We start from the raw sequence: 24,859 nt of genomic DNA on the forward strand, positions 1-24,859 counted from the left end.
GGAACCGCGCGACCAGCCCCCACGCACCCGCGGTCGCCGACAGCCGCGTCCCCCGGGACCGTCGTCACGGGGGCCGGGACATCCGCTCCGTCCGTCGAAATCGTCGCCAGGACCCGCGTCCCGTCCCCCACCGAACTCGTCACCGTCAGCTCCCCGCCCAGCTCCGCCAGCCGCTTGCGCATCCCGTCGAGCCCGAACCCCGCCGAGTCTCCGACCACGAACCCGGCCCCGTCGTCCGTGACCTCCAGTTCCACCCCGTACGGCTGCCGGGCCAGCACCACACCGACCGTGGACGCCCGTGCGTGCTTGCGCACATTGGCCAGCGACTCCTGGGTGCAGCGCAGCAGCGCGATCCGGGTCGGCTGGTCGCACTCGATGTCCGCCAGGTCCGCGTCGACCGCGAGCCCGGTGTCCTCCGCGAACCGGTCCAGGATCCGGCGCAGCGTCTGCGCCACCGAACCCGCGGCCACCTGCCCCTGCTGCTGGGCCGAACCGACCAGCTCCCGCGCCTCGGCGAGGTTCTCCCGCGCCGTGGACTCGATCGAGCGCAACTGCTGTATCGACCGCAACTGCTGTGCGCTGCGAGCCGGTTCGCTGTCGAGACCGGCGCGTGCCGCCTCCGCGAGCACGATGATCGAGGCGAAGCCCTGTGCGAGCGTGTCATGGATGTCGCGTGCCATCCGCTCCCTCTCGTCGGCCGCCCCCTGACGCTGGTGCGCCTCGGACAGCTCGGCCTGTGCCTGCTCCAACTCGACGATCAGCCCGGCCCGTTCATGACTCTGGGCGACGACGGAGTGCACCCACAGACCGATCAGCATCCCGACCGCCACCACGATCACCACCGGGACCAGTGTCTCCCCGAAGAACTCCGGGGAGTTCCCGAGCCGCAGCCAACTCCCGGTCAGCGTCGACCCGGTGGCCAGCCCCAGGAAGAGGAGCGAGGCCCGGGGCGTACGGCTGAACATCCAGAAGTGCGGCAGCGTCACCATGAACAGCGACCCGAAGGAACCGCGCATGTACGCGAACACCCCGAGCACGGCCACCAGCACCAGCAGATACGTGTGCGGGCGCAGCACGGGGTTGTCCGGGAACCGGTCGACCACCGCGTAGCACAGCACCAGGAACCCCAGCAGTCCGAGCGCCCAGTACTTGCCCCCGCCGGGCCGGTCCATCGCGGCGAGCCCGACCGCCATCGCGGCGAACAGCACCCAGCACACCGCGTTCCAGCGACGGAACGTGGCGGCCCAGAAGGGATCGGTGGCCTGCCCGGCGGAAGTGGTCATACGGATCAACGTACGTCCGCCGCCACCGCGGAGGCCTCCCGGTTTTCCCGTACGGGCCGGCGCACCCCGCGCGAGGGCCACCAGCTCGCCTCGCCGAGCAGCAGCATCGCCGCGGGCAGGATCAGCACCCGGATGACGAAGGCGTCGAGCAGCACGGCCACCGCGAGCACGAACCCGATCTGCTTCATCTCGATGATGTGGAGAAAGACGAAGCTCGTGAAGACGGTCGTCATCACCGCCGCCGCGCTGGTCACCACGCTCGCCGAGCTGCGGATCCCGTCGAGCACGGCCTGCCGCGTCGGTACGCCGCCCAGCACGGCCTCCCTGATCCGGCTCACCACGAACACCTGGTAGTCCATCGAGAGCCCGAAGAGGATCACGAAGAGGAACAGGGGCACGCGGGATCCGATCGACCCGGTGGAGTCGAAGTTGAGCGGACCCTCGGCCCAACTGCCCTGGAAGACCAGGACGAGCAGCCCCAGCGCCGCCGCCGCGGAGAGCAGGTTCAGTACGACACCGAGCAGGGCCAGCACCACCGAGCGGAACGCGTACAGGGTCATCGCGAACGTCACCAGGAGCAACGCGCCCAGTACCAGGGGCAGTTTGCTGTTCTGGTGCGCCGGATAGTCGCTGTAGCGGGCGACGTCGCCGCTCACGCCGTACTCGGCGCCCTCGATCCCGCCGACGGTGGCGGGCACGTACTCGTCCCGCAGGTGGTCCAGCGAGTCGTAGGCCTCGTCGGAGTTGCCGAGGTGGGGCACCTTCAGTTCGAGGACGCTGACGCGGCGGTCGTCCGAGGTGCGGATGCGCTCCGTGTCGGTGAACAGCGGGTCGGTGTGGGCGAGTTCGGCCAGCTTCGACAGGGCGGCCGTCACCTCGCCGGAACGGCCGGCGTCGGCGCGTACGACGACGTCGTGGGTGACCCGGCGCTCGGGGAAGGCCTCGTTGAGCCGGTCGTACACCTGCATGGCGGGGATCTCGCGGGAGTGGGTGTCCCGGCTCATCTCCGTGATCTTCAGGCCGGCCAGTGGTGCGGCGAGCGCGAGCAGGGCGAGGACGGCGACGCACAGGGTGGCCACCGGATGCCGGTTCGCGGGCCGCAGCAGCGCGGCCCACACCCGCCCGCCGCTCTCGCCGCGCGTCCGGCGTCGTACGGGCTTCCCGCGCTCCGCGCGCCGGCGTTCCCTGCGCTCGGCCCGCCTGCCGAGCTTGACCAGCAGCGCGGGCAGCACGGTCAGGGAGCTGAGCACCGCCACCAGGACGACCACGATGGTGCCGGTGGCCAGCGAGGAGAAGATCACGTCGGAGGCCAGGTACAGCGTCGCCGTGGAGACCACGACCGCGAGCCCGGAGACCACGACCGCCCGGCCCGAGGTCGCCGCGGCCAGTTCCACCAGCGCTTCTGAGCTCAACTTCCCCTGGCTGCGGGCCCGTTCCTCGCGTTCGCGCTTGAGGTAGAAGAGCGTGTAGTCGACGCCGACCGCGAGGCCGATCATCAGGATGAGGTTGGTGCCGACGCCGGTGTCCGGGGAGATGTGCGAGACCACCATCGACAGTCCGACGGCCGCCGCGATCGACGACAGCGCGAGCAGCAGCGGCACCCCGGCCATGGTCACCGAACCGAACACGATCAGCAGGGTGATCAGCGTGACGGGAAGGGTGATCGCCTCGGAGAGCGCCAGATCCTCGCCGCGCTGCTTGTCGACGCCCTTGCTGATGGAGGGACTTCCGGTCTCCTCCAGGAGCAGACCGGGGTTCGCCTTCTGCACGGCCCCGGTCTGCGCGACCAGCGCGTCGACCTTGTCCTTCGCGTCGCGCTCCTCGCCCTTCAGGGCCGCCTCGACCAGGAGGGTCCCGCCGTCTCCGGACAGCACCGGCTCGGCCACGCCCTCCACTTCGGGCAGCCGCTCGAACCGGGTGGTCAGGTCCTTCGCGGCGGCCTCGACGGCGGTTCTCGCGGCGGTCTCGCCCAGGGCGCCCGGCCGGGCGGAGATCATCACCTGCTCGGTGGACCTGCGCTCCAACTGCCCCTCGGCGGCCATGGCTTCGGCCCGGCCGGCCTCGCCGACCCGGTAGTCGGCGGTCTTCGCGCTGTTGACGCCGACGGCGCTGCCGAGGCCCAGGCAGAGCACGACGAACACGAGCCAGCCGATGATGGCCCGCCATGGGTGCAGGGCACTCCAGCGAGCCATGCGCACAGTGAATGAGTTCATACCCAAAAGCCTGGCCGCGCAGGGCAGTTGTCCGGCAGAGGTACTCGGTTGAACCTGCCGTCCACCGATCGGTGGACCCCGGTGCTGAGGAAAACCCCCGCCGGAGACGAGGAGAACCCCCGCGAGTCACGTCCTCGCGGGGGCTCTCCCCTCTTTCCGCCTGCCCGCGCGAAGGTTGAGAAGACGATCACGAGGCAGGGCGCTTCGGCCGCCCTCGGGGCGGGTTCGGCTGGTTGTTCAGGGGGCGAGCAGCAACACGTCGGCGCGGGACTTGGCGGCCTCGTAACGACGTGCCACGTCCTGCCAGTTGACGACCTGCCACATGGCGTCGATGAAGTCGACCTTCTGGTTCCGGTACTGGAGGTAGAAGGCGTGCTCCCAGGCGTCGAAGACCAGGATCGGCACCGAGCCCTGGCCGACGTTGCCCTGGTGGTCGTAGATCTGCTCGACGACCAGACGGCCACTGAGAGGCTCGTACGCGAGCACGCCCCAGCCGGAGCCCTGGGTGGTCGCGGAGGCCTTGGTCAGCTGGGCCTTGAACGCGGCGAAGGATCCGAAGGACTCGGTGATCGCGTCGGCGAGCTCGCCCACACCGTCCGAGGCGAGGGGCTCACCGCCGCCCTCGCCCGTCATGTTGTGCCAGTAGATGCTGTGCAGGATGTGCCCGGAGAGGTGGAAGGCGAGGTTCTTCTCCAGCCCGTTGATCGACCCCCACGACTCCTTGTCCCGCGCCTCGGCGAGCTGGTCCAGGGTGTCGTTCGCCCCCTTCACATACGCCGCGTGGTGCTTGTCGTGGTGCAGCTCGATGATCTCGGGGCTGATCACGGGTGCGAGCGCGGAGTAGTCGTACGGCAGTTCGGGAAGTGTGTAGACGGCCATGCCAGGTCCTCTCCGACCTCTTATTGCAAGCTACTTGCAAGTGCACGCTAGCAGCAAGAGGGTGACGGGGTTCGCTAGGGCCCGCCGATGGGGAGTGCGCTGTCGGAGCCGGGCGCTCTACTATCGGTGGTCGTCGAAAGGGAGGCCATGGGACCGGAGATCGCCGACCTCGCCAGGACGGTGGGTACGACGATGGTGACGCTGATGGCCACCCAGACCTGGGAGTCGGCGCGCGACGGCCTGGTCGCCGTCTGGCAGCGCTTCCAGCCGGACCGTGCCGAGTCCGTCGGCGGGGAACTGGAGGCCACCCGCGAGGACCTGCTGCTCGCGCAGCAGTCGGGCGACACGGACACCGAGGCCGAACTGACCGCCGAGTGGCAGGCGAGAGTCCGCCGGCTGCTGGTCGCCCGCCCCGAGGTCGCCGACGAACTGCGCCACATCCTCGCGGAGTTGAGCCCTCAACTGCCCGAGCAGAGCCCCTCGGTCGAGGTCAGACTGCGTGCCGAGGTCTCCGGCAGCGGCCGCGTCTACCAGGCGGGCCGCGACCAGCACATCACTGAGCGACCCGAGCGACCGGACGCATGAGCGAACTCGGCGCCCGCGCCTCCGGCCAGGGCCGGATCTTCCAGACGTCCGGCGACCAGTACATAGAGGAGCACCACCACCACTACGGCACCGGTGGACCTCTCTTCGAACGCCGGCTTGTGCCGGCCGTGGCGGCGTCCGCACCGGCCGGCCCCGACTCCGTCCGCGTACCGCTGGTGGGCCGCCCGCCCGGTGTGCTGCGCAACCGCGAGGAACTGCGCGAGATCCTCGGCGCGGCCGTCGCCGGTCCCGGCGGCGGGGCGCACGTCGTGCACGGCATGGGTGGCTGCGGCAAGACCGCGCTGGCGTACTGGCTGTTCGCCCAGGCCGTACGCGCACACGGTCGCGTCGGCTTCTGGATCAACGCGTCCGAGCGGATGTCCCTGCGGGCCGGGATGCTCGCGGTCGCGGGAGACCGGGGCGCGACGGCCGGCGAACTGGCCGCGGCGGCTGCGGGTCAGCGGGCCGCGGCCGACCTGGTCTGGCACTACCTCGACCACTCCGCCGACCCCTGGCTGCTGGTTCTCGACAACGCCGACGAACCGACGGTCCTGGAGGACGGGGCCTGGCTGCGCACCAGCCCACAGGGCACGGTCCTCGTCACCACGCGTCACGCCACGTCCAGGCTGTGGCACGTGCCGGGCGTGACGCGGCACGGCCTCGGTGTCCTGCCACTGGAGGACGCGGCGCAGGTGTTGTGCGACCTCGCGCCGGACGCGGGGGATCTGACGGCGGCCCGGAAGGTGGCCGCCCGCTTGGGCGGCCTGCCGCTCGCGCTCACTCTCGCCGGCTCCCATCTCGCCCACCAGCTACTGGAGTCGTGGTCCATGGACGAGTACGACCGCAGGCTCGGGGAGGAGTCGACGGCGATCGTCGACCGGGGCGCCGCGGGGTACGGCGGGGGTTCGTCACGCCATCTGGTCAGCGGAACCTGGCAGTTGTCCCTGGACAGCCTCACCGCACAGGGTCTGCCGGAGGCGACCACGCTGCTGCGGCTCATGTCGTACTGGGCGGCGGAGCCGGTGCCGCTGAGTCTGCTGGCGGCGGCAGCCAGGGGAGAGGCCACGCTCGACGAGCTGGAACCGGTCTTGCGGGCGGAGCAGTTGGAACCGGCACTCAGAGGACTGCTCGATCACTCGCTGGCCGAACTGGTCGAGGCGGACGGCGCGCGGTCCGTGCGGGTGCACGGGGTGCTGCTGGACAGCGTCGCCACGGCGGTGCCGGAAAGCCGGCGCGATGCCTTCGGCGCGGTGGCGGCCGAGTTGCTGGAGGCCGCACTGCCCCCGCGGGACGAGCAGTCGCCGGCGGCGCTGCGGCAGCTCGTGCTGCTGGCGCCGCACGCCTCGCGACTGTTGGACAGGGCGCCCGTGCAGCGGTCGGCGGAGCTGGCGACGAGGGTCGTGCGGCAGGTGTACGAGGCGGGCGACCACGCGGCGGCCCATGCGCTGGCGCTCTCCGTCGTCGAGCGGGTCGGCAGGTTGCTGGGCGTGGATCACGGTGTGACCCTGGACGTTCAGGACGTGATGGGCCGGGCGCTGTTCCGCCTGGGGCGCTACGAGGAGTCCGAGGCGATGCACCGAGGGGTACTCGCCCGGCGCGAGCGCCTGTTCGGCCCCGACGCTCCGGACACGCTGCGCAGTGCCTTCGGCCTCCACCGGCCGCTCATCGGGCTCGACCGGAGAGAGGAGGCCGAGAAGTGGCTTCGCCGGGCGATCGCCGGCCTTCGTGAGGCGCTGGGGGAGGACTCACCGGAGACGCTGTTCACCTGGACCTCCCTGCCCGAGGTGCTGGCGGATCTCGGCAAGGAGGAAGAGTTCGAGACGGAGACGGCCGCGCTCCTCGTCGCGTGCGAGCGCGTTCTGCCGGAAGACCACCTCACCACCGTCCTGGCACGCCACATGCAGGCCTACGGCTTCTGCGCGATGAGGCGTTTCGAGGAGGCGGAACCGGTGGCTCGCCGGATGCTGGCCGATCGGATCCGCCTCATGGGACCCGAACACCATCTGTCGCTCTCGGCTCTGAGTCTCACCGGGGTGATCGCGAACGGACTGGGGCGCCGGAGCGAGGCCATCGACATCGTGCGGCGGGTCATCGAAGCGCGTGAACGGACCCTCGGCTCCGATCACCCGTTCGTCACGTACCACCGGGAGACACTCGCCCGATATCGGGCCGAGTCCTCCGCCCCTTGATCACCTCCGGGCCCGGGCCCGCTGCCGGCCGTACCCCACCGCCGCCAGGAACAGCGTCATCCCGCCCGTCGAGTACAACTGCACCCGCGTGTCCGGCTCCCGGGCCATCAGGATGAAGATCGCCAGCATGCCTGCCAGGGCCACCCAGGTCAGTACGGGGAACGCCCACATGCGTACGGCCAGTTTCTCCGGGGCCTCGCGTTCCAGGGCGCGGCGCAGGCGGAGCTGGGAGACCGCGATGAAGATCCAGACGACCAGGATCACCGCGCCGATCATGTTCAGCAGCCAGGGGAAGACGTCGTCGGGGCGCCAGTAGCTCAGCAGGACGCAGACGAAGCCGAACACGGAGGAGGCGAGGACCGCGGTCCGCGGGACGCCTCCCGACACCCGGCCGAGAGCCTTCGGGCCCTGGCCCCGCTCCACCAGCGAGTACGCGATGCGCGAGGAGCCGTAGATGTTGGCGTTCATCGCCGAGAGCAGGGCGACCAGCACCACCACGTTCATCAGTTGGCCCGCGCCCGGGATGCCCAGGTGGTCGAGGGCGGCGACGTACGGGCCCTTCTCGACGACCGCCTTCGAGTCCCACGGGACGAGCGTGACGATGACCGCCATCGAGCCGATGTAGAAGAGCGCGATGCGCCACATCGCGGTGCGCACGGCGCTCGCGACACCTCGTACCGGGTCCTGCGACTCGGCCGCCGCGATGGTGACCGTCTCCAGACCGCCGTACGCGAACACGGAGGCGAGCAGCCCGATGACGAGCCCCTCGCTGCCGTTCGGCAGGAAGCCCCCCTCGCCGGTGAGGTTCGTGAGGCCGGGGGAGTCCGTGCCCGGCAGAACACCGGCGATCGCCAGCACGCCGAGCACCAGGAACAGCGTGATCGCGCCCACCTTCAGCGCGGCGAACCAGAACTCGAACTCGCCGAAGTTCTTCACCGCGGCCAGGTTCGCGGCACAGAAGGCGACCATGAAGAGAGCCACCCAGGCCCACTCCGGCGTACCCGGCAGCCAGCCCGTCACGATCTTCGCGGCGCCGATGCCCTCCAGGCCGACGGCCGTGCAGAGCAGCACCCAGAACGACCAGCCGGCGGTGAACCCCGCCCACGGCCCGATCGCCCGCTCGGCGTGCGCCGAGAAGGAACCCGACGACGGATACGCGGCCGACATCTCGCCGAGCATCCGCATCACCAGCATGACGAGCAGACCGGAGACGGCGTACGCGACGACGATCGACGGGCCGGCGGCCGCGATGCCCGCGCCGGAGCCGACGAACAGGCCCGCGCCGATCACCCCGCCGAGGGCGATCATCGACAGATGGCGCTGCTTGAGGCCGTGCGAGAGCGAGACGTCCGCGTCGGGGGTGCCGGGAGTGCCGGGCGCGGGGTCGTGGGTGGTACGGGACATGGGTGCGGGTGGTCCCTTACGTGCGAGGGCAAAAACGCCCACAGTCTGGGCAGCCCCTCCACCCGCGCGGAGAGGCCGCCCACCATGTGGACGGCCTCGACACTGAGTGCGAGATTCCGATTACGCGACCGTCGCGTACGTGGCGACCGACGTGTAGTGCGAGGCGTCCCCCGCGATCGAGTAGCTCTCCTTGCCCTCGATGCCGACCGGCACGTCACCGGCGACCGTCACCCGGTTCAGGCGGCGCGGCAGGCCGTCGTAGTTGTCGATGGCGTAGTGCTGGGTGATGCGGTTGTCGAAGAGGACGAGCTGGTTCGGCGACCAGCGGTGGCGCAGGACGTTCTCGGGCCGGGTGACGTAGGCCTGGAGCAGGTCGAGGACCTTGCGGGACTCGCTCAGCGACAGGCCGACGATCCGCTGCGCGAAGCCGCCGATGAACAGCCCGCGCTCACCGGTCAGCGGGTGGACGCGGACGACGGGGTGTGCGGTGCGGTACTTGATGGACGTGAACTGGGCGCGCCGCGCGGCCTGTTCCTCGTCCACCTCCTCCTCGGGCACCGCGTAGTCGTAGTCGTTGGTGTGCTCGGCCCACAGGGTGTCGGCGAGCAGCCGGAGGGGTTCGGGCAGGTTGCGGTAGGCGGCGGCCGAACTGGCGATCAGCGTCTCGCCCCCGTACGGCGGGATCGTGATGCTGCGCAGGGTGCTGGCCTGCGGCGGGTTGAGGACGAACGTGACGTCGGTGTGCCAGTTGTTGGCGGCGCGGCCGCGCTCGCTGTCGACGGGCAGCACGTTCGGGGCGCCCTCCACGGCGGGCACGGTCGGGTGGGCGGTGGTCAGGTCGCCGAAGTGACGGGCGAAGGCCTGCTGGCCCGCGTCGTCGAGGTTCACGTCGTCGAAGACCAGGGCCTTGTGGACGTTGAGGGCGTCACGGAGGGCGGTGACGGTCTCGGGGTCGAGCGGCCTGGAGATGTCGACGCCGGATATCTGAGCGCCGATCCTCGCGGTGACCTTGCGGATCTCGATGTCGGACATGGGGTTCCTTTCGGAGCGGACGCGGACGCGGACGCGGGCTCGGAGTCCGGGCCGGGATCGGGATCGGGCTCAGACTCGGGCGAGTGCGGGGGCGGTGACGTACTGGTTGGCGGGGCGCGGGAGTCCGTATCTCTCGCGGAGGGTCTGCCGGGGGCCGTACTCCTCGCGGAGCAGACCGCGGGCGCGCAGGAGCGGGACGACATGGTCGACGAAGGCGTCGAGCCCGGACGGCAGGACCGCGGGCATGATGTTGAAGCCGTCGGCGGCCCCGCGCGTGAACCACTTCTCGATGGCGTCGGCGACCTGCTCGGGTGTCCCGGCGAAGGTGAGGTGCCCACGCCCGCCGCCGAGGCGCCCGATCAGCTGCCGCACGGTGAGGCGCTCACGCCGGGCCAGCTCCACCACGAGCGTGTAGCGGCTCTTGGCGCCCTCGATGACGCTCTCCGGAGGCAGGTCGGCGGGGAGCTCGGCATCCAACTCCAGTGATCCCGGCGGCAGTTGCAGCAGCGCTTCCAGACGGCCCACGCCGTGCGCGTACACGATGTGGTCCTCCAGCACCTGTTCCGCCGCCAGTGCCTCGGTCTCCGTCGAACCGATGACGGGGACGATGCCGGGCAGCACCTTGATGTGGTCGGGGTCCCGACCGGCCGCTGCCGTACGGGACTTGAGGTCGGCGTAGAAGGCCTGCGCGTCCTCGATGGTCTGCTGGGCGGTGAACACCGCCTCCGCGTACCGGGCCGCGAACCCCTTGCCGTCCTCGGACGAGCCCGCCTGCACGAGCAGCGGGTAACCCTGCGGGGTGCGCGGCACGTTGAGGGCGCCCTCGACGCTGAAGTACCGGCCCTTGTGCCGGGCGGGGTGGACTCTCGTGTCGTCGCCCCAGACGCCGGCCGCCTTGTCGGCGACGATCGCGTCGTCCTCCCAGCTGTCCCAGAGCTTCAGGGCCACGTCGAGGAACTCCGCGGCACGGGCGTACCGCTCGGCGTGCGCGGGCTCCGCGTCGAGACCGAAGTTGCGGGCGGCCTCGGCGCCCGCCGTGGTGACGATGTTCCAGCCCGCCCGGCCGCCGCTGATGATGTCGAGCGAGGCGAACTTACGGGCCAGGTTGTAGGGCGAGTTGTAGGAGGTGGAGGCGGTGGCGATCAGACCGATGTGCTCGGTGGCCGTCGCCAGCGCGGTGAGCAGGGTGAGCGGCTCCAGGGCGCCGGCCGGCCGCTGGGCGAGGTTGCCCCACAGCTGCGGCCCGTCGGCGAGGAAGAGCGAGTCGAAGGTCCCGCGTTCGGCGATACGGGCCAGATGGACGTAGTGGCCGAGCTCCACATGGGCGTACGGGTCGCTCTCCGGGAGCCGCCACGACGCCTCGTGGTGGCCGGTGTTCATCAGGAAGGCGTTGAGATGCAGTCTGCGCTCGGTCACTTGGGGTCCTCCGCGTGCTCGTGGTGCTTGTGGCGGTCGTGGTTCCCGTCGTTCCCGTGGCTCCCATCGATTCCGTCGATTCCGTCGATCCCGTCGCTCCCGTGGTGGTCGTGGTGCTCCGTGACGCCGAGGGCGGCGAGGAGCCGCTCGCGGTACTCGCCGAGCAGCGGGTCCCGGTACGAGCGGGGGTGCGGGCGGTCGATGGTCAGGTCGAGGCCGATGCGGCCCTCGTCGAGCACGAGCACCCGGTCGGCCAGCACGATCGCCTCGTCCACGTCGTGGGTGACGAGCAGGACGGAGGGCCGGTGGCGCTCCCACAGCTCGCGCAGCAGGGTGTGCATACGGATCCGGGTGAGCGCGTCCAGCGCGCCGAACGGTTCGTCGGCCAGCAGGAGTTCGGGCTCGCGGACGAGGGAGCGGGCCAGGGCGGCGCGCTGGGCCTCGCCGCCGGACAGCTCGTTGGGCCAGGCCCGTTCGCGGCCCGCGAGGCCCACCTCGGCGAGAGCGGCACGGCCCTTCTGCTCGGCCTCCTTGCCGTCGAGGCCGAGCAGCACGTTGTCGAGGACGCGCTGCCAGGGCAGCAGCCGGGAGTCCTGGAAGACCACGGACACCCTTGACGGAGCCGTGAGTTGACCGCTTCCCGCGACCTCGTGGTCGAGTCCCGCGACCGCCCGCAGCAGCGTGCTCTTGCCGGAGCCGCTGTGCCCGAGCAGGGCGGTGAACTGTCCGGAGGGAAGGTCGAGATCGATGCCGTCGAGGACGGTCCTTCCGTCGAACGACCTTGTCAGGCCCCGGAGTTGGACGGCCGGCCGGATCAGCTGCTCAGTGTGCGGCGCCATGACAGCACCCTCCGTTCGATCAGACGGACCGCGCTGTCGGAGATCAGGCCGAAGATGCCGTAGACGACCAGGCCGACGAGGATGACGTCCGTCTGGCCGTAGTTCTGGGCCTGGAACATCATGTAACCGAGCCCGCTGGTGGCGTTGATCTGCTCCAGCACGACCAGGCCCAGCCAGGAACCGGTGACCCCGAGCCGCAGCCCGACGAAGAAGCCGGGCAGCGCGCCCGGGATGACGATCCGCCGGATGAAGGCGTACCTCGACAGGCCCTGGACCTCGGCGAGTTCGACGAAACGGCTGTCGATGCCGGACAGTGCGGCGTGTGTGTTCAGGTAGATCGGGATGTAGACGACGATCGCGATGATGGCGATCTTGAAGGTCTCGCCGATGCCCAGCCAGAGGATGAACAGCGGGATCAGACCGAGTGTCGGGATCGCCCGGTTGAGCTGCACCGACCCGTCGATCAGCGCCTCGCCGGTCCGGCTGAGCCCGGAGGCCAGTGCGAGGGCGATGCCCGCGGTCAGGCCGATCGCGAAGCCGGAGCCGGCGCGTTGCAGCGAGGTCAGGATGTCGGTGGGCAGTGTCCCGTCGGTCCACAGCTGGGCGCCGGTCTCCAGCACCGTCCAGGGCGCCGGGATCGCACCCGGGTCGAGCTGCCCGGCGGCGGAGGCGGCGGCCCACAGGGCGAGCAGCAGGGCCGGCCCGAGGAAGCGGGTGGCGGGCAGCCGCTTGCCGGGGGAGAGCCGACGACGCCTGCGGACCTGGGGATTCTCCACGGTGGCCGCGAGGGGCGAGGCGGCGATCGTAGTCGCGGTAGTGGTCGTGGTCACGGCGCTCACCTCCGGTACTCCGCCGGTACGGACTTCGCCGCGATGCCCTCGAAACGCCGGTCGAAGAGCGAGTCGACCTTGAACCCCTTCACGAAGCCGCCCTCGGCCAGCAGGTCGGCGGTCTCCTGCTCCCACTTGACCGCTTCGTCCCAACTCGGCGGGAACAGCGGCTTGTTGGCGAGCTCGGTGATCGACCGCGCCTGTGCGAGCGTGAGGTTCTGCGTCTTCACGTAGAACTCCTCGTTCCAGTCGTCGGGGTGCTCGTACGTCCACACCGCGCCCTTCGCCCAGCGCGGGATGTACGCGGCGACCGCGGCGGCCTTCGCGGGGTCGGCGAGCACGGAGGTGGGCGCCCACAGCAGGTTCAGCAGGTCCACGACGTCCGTGGTGATGACATGGGCGCCCTTGGACCCGTACTGCTTGAGGTACGCCGGTGACTGGGAGTTGGCGAGCGGGGCGATGTCCACCTGGCCCGCCTGGAGCGCGGTCAGGAACTGGTTGCTGGTCAGCGGCACCAGATCGACGTCGTCGTAGGCCAGCCCGGCCTGCTTCAACGCCCGCAGCAGCACGACCCCCTGCGCCTGGCCCTGCGAGAACGCGAGCTTCTTGCCCTTGAAGCCCTGGACGTCCTGGATGTCGCTGCCGGGCTTGGTGGCGAAGAGATAGTTGGGCTTGCGGGTGACGTTGATCGCGACGATCTTCGCGTCGAAGCCCTGGTAGTGCGCCTGGATGGGCGGGATGCCCGCGTTGTTGCCGACGTCCAGGGACTTGGCGCGGAAGGCGTTGATGACATCGGGTCCCGCGCCGAGGTTCGGCCAGTCGGCCACCTTGAACGGCAGGTCGGACAGTCCCGCCAACTTGAACTGCAACTGCTGGACACCCTGGTAGGAGGCGATCTTCAGGCTCGTACCGGACGGGACCTTGTCCGCCAGAGGGGCGGACGTGGACCCCTTGACCCCGGTGTCGGCGGCGCTGCTGCCCGCGCAGCCGCTGAGCCCGGCCGCGGCGGCGGCCCCGAGCAGGGACGAGAGGAAGAGACGTCGGTCGACACCGGTGGCGGACGGAGGTGGCATGGGAGGACTCCCTGAATTCATTGGGGCAGGCAGATGCGCGGCATTCCGGGCAGTTCCGGGCAGTTCCAGGCAGGGCGGAGCCGGGAACGCGGAAGGTGCGCAGGGGTAGGCACACGTGGAGGCTCACGCGGAGGGCGTGGCGTGGCGGTGGTGGGAGAAGGACGCTGACGGATCGGCGAGGACCGCGGACGGATCGGCGAGTAGCGCGGATGGATCGTCGTCAGTGCGTCAACGCGTCAGCAACAGAAGGTGCGACAGCTCATGAACACGATGCTCCTGGCCTGGTGGGGGCCTGTCAACATTCGGATTTTCTGAATTAAGTCAGCCCCGGTGAGACGGTCCAGGACCTGCTCGGAGGCACGCTCAGCGGATCCCGGTAGAGCACGTCAAGGGCCACCGACCCGCCGGCCACGGCGAGCACCGAGTCCGGAAAACTGGTCGGCACGACGGCCGCCGCCCGGTCCGGACCGACCTCCTCGCGCAGAGCGGCAAGGCAGTCCTCCCGGTGGACGGCGCCCATCTCCGTGACGACGACCGTGTCCGGGTTGAGCACGTCGAGCAGGAGCCCCGCCGCACGGCCGACCATCCGGGCGCGCTGCAGCAGCAGACGTACGGCGACGGGGTCGCCGTCGGCCGCGGCGGCGAGGACGTGCATGGGGTCGGAGGTCCGGACGACCCCGGCCTCGCGCGCCCTTCTGCACAGGGTCCGCTCGCTCAACTCGGCCTGCAGGCAGCCGGTCCGGCCGCAGTCGCAGCGTTCCGTGCCGCCCGCGAGCGGGAGATGGGCGATCGAGCCGGCCTGGGAACGGGGCCCGTGGTGGACCTCGTCGTGGGTGGCGAAGGCTGCGTCCACGACGTTCCCGACGAAGAGGTGCAGCACGCTGCGGCCGGCGCCGGCGGACCGCCCGAAGAGCCGCTCTCCGTTGACCAGGGCCCGTGCGTGGCCGTCCACGTACACGGGCAGGCCGGTGAGCGCGTGGATCACCTCGCGTGCGCGTACGTCCCGCCAGCCGAGGAGGGGGTGCTCGACGATGGTCCCGGAGTCCCGGTCCACCCAGCCGCCGGTGGCGACGCCCACGCCGAGGGGAACGCGCTCGGGGGCGGCCGCGAGCAGTTCGCGCAGCCCGGCGGCGGCCCTGGCCAGTACGTGGGCGGGGGCCGGGGCGGGCTCGGCCCCGGCCCTCTCCCCCTCCCCGTGGTTCAGCCGGCGTTCGGCGACGACACGGCCGCGCAGGTCCAGGAGGGCGACGGTCGTGTACGGCACCGCCACGTGCACGCCGCCGACCACGAACCGGGAGTCGTCCAGGTCGACCGGTACGTGAGGGCGGCCGACCCCGTTCGACCGGCGGAGCGTGGCGGCCTCCTCGATCAGGCCGAGTGCGGTGAGGCGGTTGCAGTGGTCGGTGACCGATGCCGGGGAGAGCCCGGTCAGCCGGGCGATGGTGCTGCGGGCGACCGGTCCGTGCGCCAGCACCGACCGCAGGACGGCGCTGGCGCTGGTACGGCGGCGGTCGCTGTCGACGGCTCGGCGGGTGGGGACGGGGGAGGGAGGAGGGGCAGAGGGAGAGGCAAGAACGGGAGTGGGTGCGAAGGAGGAACTGGGCATGGAGAGAGGCATGGAGGGTTTCCTCGGGAACTGGTCCGACACTGCGCCGACGTCTACGTCTGTTACGTCTGTCTCGTCTCGGCGAGCCGGATGGATCCCCTCCGCGCCCGCCTCAGCGGTGGCGACAGGTGGCCGTGCCCTGGCGTCGCAGGTCGACATAGCGACGCGACGCGAAGTTCCTGGCTTGGGCGACCATGGGGTGAAGGGTAGGCGGTGAGCGGCCTGTCCGGCCAGGGCCCGTCTTTTCTCGCCCCCGCCGCCCCTACCCGTCCCGTCCCTGGGGGCTGCGCCCCCAGACCCCCGCTGTCGGCCTGAACGGCCTCGTCCTCAAACGCCGGACGGGCTACTAGTCAGCCCCTCCGGCGTTTGAGGAGCGGGGGTTCGGGGGCGGAGCCCCCGAGTAGTGACGGGAATGGGTAGGGGCGGCGGGGGCGAGAACCCTTTGGCGGGACCCTACAGATGGCGTCAGCCTCCTCCCCGTAGGGAACCCCACCCCACCTCAGTGACCAGCATCACGCCCCCACAGGTGTACACCACACTCTTTGTAAGAGGTGCACCACGCACGGGATCCCCCCTTTGTCGACCGCTGACGGTGCTGCCCCCAACCCCCCTGGGATAGCGTCACCGTGTCCCGAACTGCCCTCACCCGCCGGAGCCCCCATGACCACCGCCGTCGTCCCCACCCGCCCGGGCCAGGTAATCGCCGACCTGCTCCCCGCCTCCCGTGTAAGGGACGCCGCACTCGTGGCCGGCGGCGCCGCGCTCACGGGCCTCGCGGCCCAGATAGCGGTCCCGGTCCCGGGCTCCCCGGTCCCGGTGACCGGCCAGACCTTCGCGGCCCTGCTCGTCGGCACCGCGCTCGGCACCGGCCGAGGCCTCGCCTCCCTCGCGATGTACGCGCTGCTCGGCCTGGCAGGCGTCCCGTGGTTCGCCGAGGGCACCTCCGGAGCCACCGTGTCCTTCGGCTACATCCTCGGCATGCTGCTCGCGGCCACCGTCGTGGGCGCCCTCGCCCGCCGCGGCGCCGACCGCTCGGTCGTACGCATGGCGGGCACGATGCTCCTGGGCGAGGCGATCATCTACGCGATCGGCGTCCCGTACCTGGCGTTCGCCGCCGGCATGACGCTGACCCAGGCCATCGCGGCCGGCCTCACCCCGTTCCTGCTCGGCGACGCGCTCAAGGCCGCCCTCGCGATGGGCGTGCTGCCCACCGCCTGGAAGTTCGTCAAGCGCGAGAGCTGACGGACACGTCGTAGTTCCTGCGGAAGAGGTTCGCCGGGTCGTACACCGACTTCAGCCCGGCGAGCCTCAGTTGCGTTCCGGGGTCGTACAGCCCCGCCGCCGTACGCCCGCCCGCCCCGTACGCGAAGTTCAGCGCCCGCCCGATCGTCCACGGCTCCACCGCAGCGAGCGCCCGGTGCAACCGCTCCCGCGCCGGACCGTCGACGCCGCCGAGGACCCGTACGAGGAAACGCCCCTCGCGATGAGGTACTGCGTTCGGCCGCGGCTCGGCCAGCGCTCCGCCGAGGTGGTTGATCTGGACGACGTACATCGAGGGCGCGTCCGGGCCGGTCAGCGCGAGGAGTTCGCCCACCGCGGCCACGTCCAGCCGGCTCAGCACCGCGCTGTCCCCGTAGTACGCGTGCGGGAAGTCCGGGTCGGAGTGGATGGTGCGGCTGTCGGCGTACGGCATCTCGCGCAGCGAGTCCGCGAGCACCGGGCCGATCCCGCGCAGCGGTGCGACCAGCCGCTCACCATCGGCACCCGTGTAGGCGACCCGTACCGACACGACGTACCGCCCACGCAGATGTGGCGGTAGCGCCGGAACATCCGGACAGGGCACGGCCGCGAACGACGACGTCAGACCGTCCGGGACGGTCGCCGTCCAGCGTTCGTACGCGCGCAGCGCCGCCACCGGATCCACCACGCGTCCGTCGAAGGCGAGCGATCCGCCGTACAGCCGCGCCACCGGTACGAGCCCGATCTCCAGCTCCGTCACCACACCCAGGTTCGCGCCGCCGCCGAGCAGCCCCCAGAACAGCTCGGAGTCGTCGCCGTCGCCGGAACCGTCGGAGTCGGGGGTCACGTGCCGGAGCCGGCCGTCCGCCGTCACGACGTCCAGTGAGCGCACGTGGTCGGCCGCGTATCCGAACTCCCTTGCCAGGATGCCGAGTCCACCGCCCAGCGTGTACGCGACGGCTCCGACGCCCGGCGCCGAACCGTTCAACGGGGCGAGCCCGTACGGCTCGGCGGCCGCGACGACCTGGCTCCAGCGGACGCCCGCCTGCACCCGAACCGCGCGTGCCCCGGCGTCGACCGTCACCCGGTCCATGCGCTTCGTCGTGATCAGCACGCCACCCTCGGACGCGTCCGGCAGACCGTGCCCGGTGGCCTGCGCACCGACCGGCAGCCCCTCGGAGGCGGCGTACGCGACCGCGGCGGCCACGTCGTCGGCGGAGCGCGCGGCGAACACGACATCGGGACGCTGCGCGAACCCCGTCTGGAAACCGGCGAGTTCGTCCTCGAAGCCGGGGTCACCGGGCACGAGGACAAGACGGTCGGGGGTGATGAAGTCCTGCAGGCTCACGGGGTGTCCTTTGCGGCTCTACGGCTCTACGGCTCTACGGCTGTACGTCGCCATGCTGGCCGGATTACCTGACATCCGCCGTCAGCTTTTCCCCGAGTCCTGCCCGGGCACGACGACGCCTCCGCGGTGAGAGGCGCGGAGGCGTCGTACGTGTACCTGTCGTGCTGTGGGGAGTGGAGGCCTACGACTCACTCCGCTGCGGCCGCCGCTGTGTCCACCACAGGCCCGCCGCGCCCGCGGAGATCAGCGCCGCGCCGACCGCGCCGAGCGGCAGGATCCGGTCGGCCGGACCGGTCTTGGGCAGTTCCTTGCCGCCGGACTTGTCACCGCCCGCCTTGTCGCTGCCCGGGGTGACCGGGCTGTTGTCGGTGCCGAGCAGGAGCGGTGTGGCCGGTGCGTTCGGCGCCGGGTTGTTCGCGCCGAACGGGACCGGGCCCTGCTGCCAGAACGTCTTCTTGCCGTCGGCGTCCTGGACGGGCAGGCAGATCTTGCCCTCCTTCTTCAGATCGAAGGTCGCGTCCACGGCGTACGACTTCGACTTGCCGGCCGCGAGATTGTCGATGGCACATGCGAAACCACTGTTCGAACCTTCGGGGAGGTCTTTCTCGGCGATTTCCGCACAGCCCTCGACACCCTTGACCGAGAGGCCATCAAAACCGACCACAAGCAGTCGGATTTCGCCGCTGTCCTTCGTCCCCCCGTTCTTTACCGTGGCGGTAATCGCCGTTTCCTGTGAGCTGTTGTCGACCTCGATCTTCTCGGGCAGCAGCGTCGTCAGCTCGACACCCGAGGGCGCCTTGTCAACGGCCTTTCCTCCCTTGCCGCTCATCGGCCCTTCGTCGTCCGCACCGGCGGAGAAGGAAAAGATCATCACTGCCGAGAAAGATGCAGTGAGCAGCGATCCCGTGGTGATCGTCATGCGACGAGAACTCATGTTCGTCCCCCTTGTATCCCCCTGACCGCGCCTGAATTCGCAGTCTTTGAAGTGGTACCACAAGATTTCTCCCCACTATGCTGGTGTGGCACGAAGTTGTGGCCATTGTGCTTCTTTGCGGTTCTTCTGTGGCGGGTGTTGAAGGAGGGGGCATGGGGGTGCCGGAAATAACGAGGGGCGGTATTCCGGGATTGCTGGTGACGGGCCGTTACCGGCTGGCCGAGAGCATTGGTCAGGGGGGAATGGGGCGGGTGTGGCGGGCCGTCGACGAAATCCTCGACCGACCGGTCGCCGTCAAGGAGATGCGCATAGACGGCATGGACCAGGAGGACGCCAGGACCCGTCGCGAACGAACCCTGCGCGAGGCCAGGGCCACGGCCCGGATCGACCACCCCAACGTCGTGCGCGTGTACGACGTGGTGGACCAGGGCGAACGGCTGTGGATCGTGATGGAACTGGTCGACGGCCGCTCCCTGGACAGGGTCCTGGCGGAGGACGGGCCGCTGAGCCCGCGCGGCACCGCACGGATCGGCCTCGGACTGGTCGCAGCGCTCGGCCAGGTGCACGCGGGGGGCGTGCTGCACCGGGACATCAAGCCCGCCAACGTCCTGGTCGAGCGGCGCGCGGGCCGGGTCGTCCTCACCGACTTCGGCATCGCCGCGATCCAGGACGCCGAGGCGCTGACGATGGCGGGGATGCTGGTCGGCTCCCCCGACTACATGGCACCCGAGCGGGTCTCCGGCCGGCACCAGGGCCCGCCGTCCGACCTCTGGTCCCTCGGCGCCACCCTCTGCGCGGCCCTCGGCGGCCGCTCCCCCTTCTCCCGCGCAACCACCCTCGCCACCCTGCACGCCGTGCTGTACGAGGAGCCGGAGATCCCGTCCGCGGCGGGGGAGTTGAGGGAGGTGCTGTCGGCCCTGCTGCTGAAGGACCCGTCGGTACGGCCGGGCCTGGAGGAGCTGGCGGCGATTCTTGGTCCGGTGGCGGACGGGAGTACGGGGGCGTCCGCGCCGCCGGGTACGACTGCCGGGCTGGGCACGGCGGTTGGTCCTGGGCAACCTGAGCCGGCCGAGCCGGCTGAACTGACCGAGCCAGCTCGGCCGGTCGGCCTGGGGGAGGGGGAGCGGACCGCTCCGGGAGTGGTGGCGGAGCCCGGAGCGGGAGCGGGGGCGGGTCCTGAATCCGGTCCCGCGCCAGGGCTTGTTCCAGAACCCCGGTCCAGGTCCGGGTCCGGGTCCGGGTCCGAGTCCGGGGCTGGGGCTGGGTCCGCGGCTGGGCCCGAGCCCACGTCCGGGTTCGGGTCCGGGTCCGGGGCACGATCGGGAGCCGTACCGGCGGCTGCCGGTCAAGCACCATCGGAGCCCCACGCGGCGGCCCCGGCACCACCGACCGAACCTTCGCCGCCGACCGAGCACCCGACGCCTCCGTTCTTGCGGATCCCCGTCCTGGCCCCGCCGCCCGTGACCCCGCCGACGACGGGTGAGGGCGATCCGAGGCTGACGGCGCCGGTGGAGGACGCGGTACCGGTACGGCGTACACCGACACTGAGGAGCGCAACGGAATCTGAAGAGGCGGCCGGTCCCGCCTCCGGGCCCGCCCCGAGCCCAGCCTCAACCGAGGGCTCGTCCCCGATCGCCCCGGTTCCGGCCCCGACTCCGGCTTCGGCTCCGGAGGAACCCGCCCCCGAACCGCTCCCCGCAGAGCCCACCCCCACCAGACCTACAGGCCCAACCGGCACGGGCGGCCCCACCGCTCCCGCCACTCCCACAGGCCCCACATCCCCCGACCCCGAGAACGCGTCCTCCGAAGCCCCGCCCGAGGGCACTCCCGAGATCCCCTCCGCGGGAGCGGCTGGGACCAGCTCACTGCCCACAAGTCCCCGGTCCACCCCGATGCCGCCGGGCGAACCGCTCGGTCTCCCGGTGCCGGCCGACCCGCGCCGGAGCCGGACCTGGAGCCGGAACCGTAAGGGAATCGTGGCCGCCGCGGGTGTGCTCGTCGCCGGTGTCGTCGCCGCCCTGGTGATCCCGGCGCTCGGCGGATCCCCGGGCGACAAGGACAAGGCCTCTCCGTCCTCTTCCTCCTCCGCCACCACCGACGGCACTCCGTCCACCCCGCCCCCCACGGTCGCGGGCACCGCACGGCCGCCCACCCTCCCGGAGGGCTCCCGCACGGAGGCCGGCATGTACGCGTGGGTCCCGCCCGAGGGCTGGGAACGGGTGGTCCAGAGCGGCGCCGAGGTCCACTACACCTCCCCGGACCGCAAACAGGAGATCCTCGCCAACGCGGCTCCGGCCCGGGGTGACCTCATGGACCAGTGGACGAAGACGGAGAAGGAGACCAGCAAGGGTCTCGACTACCAGCGGATCCGCCTGGAGGAGACCACGTTCCGCGACGCGCCCGCGGTCGTCTGGGAGTACACGGTCACGGCCAAGGGACTGCCCTGGCACGCCCGGCTGCTCGGCTTCAACGCGGACGGCAAGTACTACGAGATCACCACCTGGTACCGCCCGGACACAGAGGACAGCGCACTCCCGGTCTACGAGGAGGTCAAGGGCAGCTTCACGCCCCTCTGACCCACGAGCCGGAGACTCGACGACCTCACGACACACGACGACGCCTCCGCGGAGAGTCCCGCGGAGGCGTCGTACAGAGAAACAGCTGAGGCCGTCTAGACCGTGGAGTCCTGCTCCTCCTGGAGCTCGGCCCGTGCCTTCCCGCGCCGCACCTTCTCCAGTACCAGCGAGATGCCGACGACGACGGCCGCCACGAGAAGCGACAGCAGCACCGTCTTGCGGCCGTCGTGCTCGGTGTCGGTGAGCATGTAGCCGAGGACGAACACGATCAGGGCGATCGTCGCGTACGTCAGATACGGGTACAGCCACATCCGCACGACCAGCTTCTCCGGCGTCTCGCGCTCGATGATCTTCCGCATCCGCAGCTGCGAGAGGCAGATGACGAGCCAGACGAACAGGGCGACCGCGCCGGAGGAGTTGACCAGGAACAGGAAGACCGAGTCGGGGAACTCGTAGTTGAAGAACACCGCCACGAAGCCGAAGACGACCGAGGCGATGATCGCCGGCATCGGCACACCACGGCTGGTGGTACGGGCGAAGGCCTTCGGTGCGTCACCGCGCTGGCCGAGCGAGAAGGCCATGCGGGAGGCCGTGTAGAGGCCGGAGTTGAGACAGGACAGTACGGACGTCAGCACGATGAACTTCATGATCTCGCCGGCGTTCGGGATGCCGAGCGAGTTCAGGGCGGCGACGTACGAACCGTCCTTCTGGATGGCGTCCGAGTCCCAGGGCAGCAGCGTGACCACGACGAAGATCGAGCCGAGGTAGAAGACGCCGATCCGCCAGATGATGCTGTTGGTGGACTTGGTGACCGCGCGCTGCGGGTTCTCCGACTCGCCCGCCGCGAGGGTGGCGATCTCGCTGCCCATGAAGGAGAAGACGACGAGCAGGATGCCGGTGAGGATCGCGCCGGGCCCGTTCGGCAGGAACCCGCCGTGATCGGTGAGGTTCCCGAGGCCTGCCGTGTCGCTGTCGACACCCGGCAGCACGCCGAAGACCGCGAGCCCGCCGATGACGATGAACGCGCCGATCGCGACGACCTTGATCCCGGCGAACCAGAATTCGAACTCGCCGTACGAGCCGACGGAGACCAGGTTCGTCGCGGTCAGGACGACCATGACGATGAGCGCCCAGCCCCACTGGGGTACGGCGGGGATCCAGCTCTCCAGGATCACGGCACCCGCGGTCGCCTCGATGGCGAGCACGACGACCCAGAAGAACCAGTACAGCCAGCCGATCGAGAACCCGGCCCACCGGCCGAGCGCCCGGTCCGCGTGCGCGGAGAACGAACCCGAGGTCGGGTTCGCGGCGGACATCTCGCCGAGCATCCGCATCACGAGGACGACCATCGTGCCGACGAGGGCGTACGACAGGAGGATGCCGGGGCCCGCGGTGGCGATACCGGAGCTGGAACCGACGAACAGGCCGGCGCCGATGACTCCGCCGATGGCGATCATCGAGAGGTGACGGTTCTTGAGCCCGGCCTGGAGGCCGGCGTCGGGCCCTCCGGGTTCTCCGGGCCCTTCGGGGCCGTTTCCGGCCTTCGTCATAGTCGGCTGCGAGGTCATAGGACGGTGTTCCTTTGCGCCGGGGACTGTAGGGGAGGGGACTCAAGTGGGGGACTGCGAGCCACCGCGGATGTTGCAGATACTGCGGTTTTCCTACGGGGAGCCCGTACGAGCGGTGTACGGGTGATGCACACGAGGTGCACAAGCCGGTCCAGTGAATCCCAGGCGAATGGATTCGTGAACCTTTGAATCCAGATCGTTACTTGAGGTTTCCTTGAGGTTCTGTAGTGTTACTCACACTTTTCCACCATGCGACGCGGCGCATTTCGTGCGCCTGCCCCGACGGGGCCGATCGGAAACCGGCGTGTCACACTCGGACCATGCGCGTGTACCTCGGCTCCGATCATGCCGGTTTCGAACTCAAGAACCACCTCGTCGAGTGGCTCAGGGCGGCCGGGCACGAGCCCGTCGACTGCGGGCCCCTCATCTATGACGCCCAGGACGACTACCCGCCGTTCTGCCTCCGCGCCGCGGAGCGCACGGCGGCCGACCCGGGCTCGCTGGGCATCGTGATCGGCGGCTCGGGGAACGGGGAGCAGATCGCGGCGAACAAGGTCGCCGGGGTGCGGGCCGCGCTCGCGTGGAGCGAGCAGACCGCGTCGCTCGGGCGGGAGCACAACGACGCCAACGTGGTGGCTGTCGGTGCCCGGATGCACACCGAGGAGGAGGCGACCAAGTTCGTCGAGATCTTCCTCAACACCCCGTTCTCCGGCGACGAGCGTCACATCCGCCGCATCGACATGCTGGCGGCGTACGAGACGACGCGCGACCTCCCGCCCATCCCGGCCCACCACCCGCAGGGCTAGAGGCTTTCTTCGCCGCTGCGCAGTTCCCCGCGCCCCTGAAAGGGGCGCGGGGAACTGCGCGACCAGCCACGACGAACCCGCACGTACGGGGGGTCTGGGGGCGCAGCCCCCAGTTTCGGGAAGGGGCGGGGCTGGGGAAGAGGAACAGCTCGTACGGCAACCGCACACCGACCAGGAGGCGCCGTGCCCGAAGGGCACACCATCCACCGGCTGGCCGAGGACTACCTCTCCGGCTTCGGCGGACGCAGGGCACACGTCACCAGCCCCCAGGGCAAGTTCACGGACGCCGCAGCCCTCCTGAACGGCACGGAACTGACCACGGCGGAAGCCCACGGCAAACACCTCTTCCTCCGCTTCGAGTCCGAGGACTGGATCCACATCCACCTCGGCCTCTTCGGCAAGGTGAACTTCGGCCCCACCCCCGCACCCCCACCCACGGACACGGTCCGCCTGAGACTCGCGAACGACACCATGTACGTCGACCTCCGCGGCCCCACCACCTGCACGCTGATCACGGACGCGGAGAAGCAGGCGATACACGCCCGCCTGGGCCCGGACCCGCTGCGCGAGGACGCGGAACCGGCCCGCGCGTACGCACGCGTCTCCCGCAGCCGTACGACGATCGCCGCACTCCTCATGGACCAGAAGGTCATCGCGGGCGTGGGCAACGTCTACCGCGCCGAGGTCCTCTTCCGGCAGGGCATCGACCCGTACAGAGCGGGCAGGAACATCACGGCGGCCGAGTGGGACGCGATCTGGGCGGACCTGGTCGCGCTCATGCGCGAGGGCGTCCGCAACAACCGCATCGACACCGTGCGCCCGGAGCACGAACCGGAGGCGATGGGCCGCCCGCCGCGCAAGGACGACCACGGCGGCGAGGTCTACGTGTACCGCAGGGCCAACCTGCCCTGCCTCATCTGTGGCGGCGAGATCCGCACCGCCGATCTCGCCGCCCGCAACCTCTTCTGGTGCCCGACCTGCCAGAAAGCCTGAAAGCCGGTGGGCCTGAAGCCCTCAGGTATGAGGGCCGTAACGCTCG

18 protein-coding genes and 1 pseudogene are annotated in these 24,859 nt (G+C 70.5%); 6 read left to right on the top strand and 13 right to left on the bottom strand.

The window, feature by feature from the left end:
- Positions 1–86: 86 nt before the first annotated feature.
- The 3 genes and pseudogenes from OG718_RS35025 to OG718_RS35035 all read right to left on the bottom strand — a co-directional run.
- A pseudogene (locus OG718_RS35025) lies at positions 87–1,283 on the bottom strand (sensor histidine kinase); the annotation flags it as partial.
- Positions 1,284–1,288: 5 nt separating this feature from the next.
- Positions 1,289–3,496: an MMPL family transporter gene (locus OG718_RS35030; RefSeq protein WP_328846049.1), complete on the bottom strand. Its 2,208-nt coding sequence runs from the start codon at positions 3,494–3,496 to the stop codon at positions 1,289–1,291.
- Between the two features lie 237 nt (positions 3,497–3,733).
- Positions 3,734–4,375 carry a superoxide dismutase gene (locus tag OG718_RS35035; RefSeq protein WP_143632179.1) on the bottom strand — a complete coding sequence of 214 codons (642 nt, stop codon included), beginning with the start codon at positions 4,373–4,375 and terminating at the stop codon, positions 3,734–3,736.
- 147 nt (positions 4,376–4,522) lie between these two features.
- On the opposite strand from OG718_RS35035, the gene OG718_RS35040 reads away from it, so the two are divergent.
- Together OG718_RS35040 and OG718_RS35045 are read left to right on the top strand one after the other, a co-directional pair.
- Complete coding sequence (locus OG718_RS35040; protein WP_143632177.1) at positions 4,523–4,960, top strand: hypothetical protein; 438 nt, start codon at positions 4,523–4,525, stop codon at positions 4,958–4,960.
- A complete protein-coding gene (locus OG718_RS35045) occupies positions 4,957–7,149 on the top strand; it encodes a tetratricopeptide repeat protein (RefSeq protein WP_143632175.1) in 2,193 nt (730 codons plus the stop codon). Before OG718_RS35040 ends, OG718_RS35045 begins: the two co-directional genes overlap by 4 nt.
- On the opposite strand, the gene OG718_RS35050 is transcribed toward OG718_RS35045, so the two are convergent.
- The 7 genes from OG718_RS35050 to OG718_RS35080 form a co-directional block, all read right to left on the bottom strand.
- Positions 7,150–8,553 (bottom strand): amino acid permease, encoded by a 1,404-nt coding sequence (locus OG718_RS35050; protein ID WP_143632173.1) that lies wholly within the window; start codon positions 8,551–8,553, stop codon positions 7,150–7,152.
- A gap of 120 nt (positions 8,554–8,673) precedes the next feature.
- A complete protein-coding gene (locus OG718_RS35055) occupies positions 8,674–9,585 on the bottom strand; it encodes a TauD/TfdA dioxygenase family protein (RefSeq protein ID WP_328846050.1) in 912 nt (303 codons plus the stop codon).
- A gap of 69 nt (positions 9,586–9,654) precedes the next feature.
- Positions 9,655–11,001 (bottom strand): LLM class flavin-dependent oxidoreductase, encoded by a 1,347-nt coding sequence (locus OG718_RS35060; protein ID WP_328846051.1) that lies wholly within the window; start codon positions 10,999–11,001, stop codon positions 9,655–9,657.
- Positions 10,998–11,840 carry an ABC transporter ATP-binding protein gene (locus OG718_RS35065; RefSeq protein ID WP_328846052.1) on the bottom strand — a complete coding sequence of 281 codons (843 nt, stop codon included), beginning with the start codon at positions 11,838–11,840 and terminating at the stop codon, positions 10,998–11,000. Before OG718_RS35065 ends, OG718_RS35060 begins: the two co-directional genes overlap by 4 nt.
- Positions 11,816–12,679, bottom strand: a complete 864-nt coding sequence (locus OG718_RS35070; protein ID WP_186000995.1) for an ABC transporter permease — start codon at positions 12,677–12,679, stop codon at positions 11,816–11,818. Before OG718_RS35070 ends, OG718_RS35065 begins: the two co-directional genes overlap by 25 nt.
- Positions 12,676–13,743, bottom strand: a complete 1,068-nt coding sequence (locus tag OG718_RS35075; RefSeq protein ID WP_143632168.1) for an ABC transporter substrate-binding protein — start codon at positions 13,741–13,743, stop codon at positions 12,676–12,678. Before OG718_RS35075 ends, OG718_RS35070 begins: the two co-directional genes overlap by 4 nt.
- Before the next feature lie 316 nt (positions 13,744–14,059).
- A complete protein-coding gene (locus tag OG718_RS35080; protein ID WP_143632906.1) occupies positions 14,060–15,349 on the bottom strand; it encodes an ROK family transcriptional regulator in 1,290 nt (429 codons plus the stop codon).
- 660 nt (positions 15,350–16,009) lie between these two features.
- On the opposite strand from OG718_RS35080, the gene OG718_RS35085 reads away from it, so the two are divergent.
- A complete protein-coding gene (locus OG718_RS35085; RefSeq protein ID WP_328846053.1) occupies positions 16,010–16,591 on the top strand; it encodes a biotin transporter BioY in 582 nt (193 codons plus the stop codon).
- On the opposite strand, the gene OG718_RS35090 is transcribed toward OG718_RS35085, so the two are convergent.
- Both OG718_RS35090 and OG718_RS35095 read right to left on the bottom strand, forming a co-directional pair.
- Positions 16,575–17,930 (bottom strand): FAD-binding oxidoreductase, encoded by a 1,356-nt coding sequence (locus OG718_RS35090; RefSeq protein ID WP_328847886.1) that lies wholly within the window; start codon positions 17,928–17,930, stop codon positions 16,575–16,577. The two genes, OG718_RS35085 and OG718_RS35090, sit on opposite strands and share 17 nt — an antisense overlap.
- A 187-nt stretch (positions 17,931–18,117) precedes the next feature.
- Complete coding sequence (locus tag OG718_RS35095) at positions 18,118–18,870, bottom strand: hypothetical protein (protein ID WP_306943644.1); 753 nt, start codon at positions 18,868–18,870, stop codon at positions 18,118–18,120.
- Positions 18,871–19,112: 242 nt separating this feature from the next.
- Here OG718_RS35095 and OG718_RS35100 point away from each other — a divergent pair, with 242 nt between their 5' ends.
- Positions 19,113–21,446 carry a protein kinase domain-containing protein gene (locus tag OG718_RS35100; RefSeq protein ID WP_443055363.1) on the top strand — a complete coding sequence of 778 codons (2,334 nt, stop codon included), beginning with the start codon at positions 19,113–19,115 and terminating at the stop codon, positions 21,444–21,446.
- A 95-nt stretch (positions 21,447–21,541) separates the two neighbouring features.
- Here OG718_RS35100 and OG718_RS35105 read toward each other — a convergent pair whose 3' ends face one another.
- Positions 21,542–23,014: an amino acid permease gene (locus OG718_RS35105; protein WP_143632161.1), complete on the bottom strand. Its 1,473-nt coding sequence runs from the start codon at positions 23,012–23,014 to the stop codon at positions 21,542–21,544.
- A 320-nt stretch (positions 23,015–23,334) separates the two neighbouring features.
- On the opposite strand from OG718_RS35105, the gene OG718_RS35110 reads away from it, so the two are divergent.
- On the top strand, positions 23,335–23,820 hold the full coding sequence (locus tag OG718_RS35110) for a ribose-5-phosphate isomerase (protein WP_143632160.1): 486 nt from the start codon (positions 23,335–23,337) through the stop codon (positions 23,818–23,820).
- A gap of 183 nt (positions 23,821–24,003) precedes the next feature.
- Positions 24,004–24,813 (top strand): Fpg/Nei family DNA glycosylase, encoded by an 810-nt coding sequence (locus tag OG718_RS35115; protein ID WP_328846055.1) that lies wholly within the window; start codon positions 24,004–24,006, stop codon positions 24,811–24,813.
- Positions 24,814–24,859: the final 46 nt, after the last annotated feature.

Source organism: Streptomyces sp. NBC_00258, assembly GCF_036182465.1.
Taxonomy (GTDB): Bacteria; Actinomycetota; Actinomycetes; order Streptomycetales; family Streptomycetaceae; genus Streptomyces.

Excerpts from the sequence above, each read along its gene's own strand:
- OG718_RS35065 (WP_328846052.1), bottom strand. The coding sequence starts at position 11,840 with ATGGCGCCGCACACTGAGCAGCTGATCCGGCCGGCCGTCCAACTCCGG.
- OG718_RS35100 (WP_443055363.1), top strand. The coding sequence starts at position 19,113 with ATGGGGCGGGTGTGGCGGGCCGTCGACGAAATCCTCGACCGACCGGTC.
- OG718_RS35035 (WP_143632179.1), bottom strand. The coding sequence starts at position 4,375 with ATGGCCGTCTACACACTTCCCGAACTGCCGTACGACTACTCCGCGCTC.
- OG718_RS35105 (WP_143632161.1), bottom strand. The coding sequence starts at position 23,014 with ATGACCTCGCAGCCGACTATGACGAAGGCCGGAAACGGCCCCGAAGGG.
- OG718_RS35050 (WP_143632173.1), bottom strand. The coding sequence starts at position 8,553 with ATGTCCCGTACCACCCACGACCCCGCGCCCGGCACTCCCGGCACCCCC.
- OG718_RS35055 (WP_328846050.1), bottom strand. The coding sequence starts at position 9,585 with ATGTCCGACATCGAGATCCGCAAGGTCACCGCGAGGATCGGCGCTCAG.
- OG718_RS35095 (WP_306943644.1), bottom strand. The coding sequence starts at position 18,870 with ATGAGTTCTCGTCGCATGACGATCACCACGGGATCGCTGCTCACTGCA.
- OG718_RS35075 (WP_143632168.1), bottom strand. The coding sequence starts at position 13,743 with ATGCCACCTCCGTCCGCCACCGGTGTCGACCGACGTCTCTTCCTCTCG.
- OG718_RS35110 (WP_143632160.1), top strand. The coding sequence starts at position 23,335 with ATGCGCGTGTACCTCGGCTCCGATCATGCCGGTTTCGAACTCAAGAAC.
- OG718_RS35030 (WP_328846049.1), bottom strand. The coding sequence starts at position 3,496 with ATGAACTCATTCACTGTGCGCATGGCTCGCTGGAGTGCCCTGCACCCA.
- OG718_RS35045 (WP_143632175.1), top strand. The coding sequence starts at position 4,957 with ATGAGCGAACTCGGCGCCCGCGCCTCCGGCCAGGGCCGGATCTTCCAG.
- OG718_RS35085 (WP_328846053.1), top strand. The coding sequence starts at position 16,010 with ATGACCACCGCCGTCGTCCCCACCCGCCCGGGCCAGGTAATCGCCGAC.
- OG718_RS35040 (WP_143632177.1), top strand. The coding sequence starts at position 4,523 with ATGGGACCGGAGATCGCCGACCTCGCCAGGACGGTGGGTACGACGATG.
- OG718_RS35080 (WP_143632906.1), bottom strand. The coding sequence starts at position 15,349 with ATGCCCAGTTCCTCCTTCGCACCCACTCCCGTTCTTGCCTCTCCCTCT.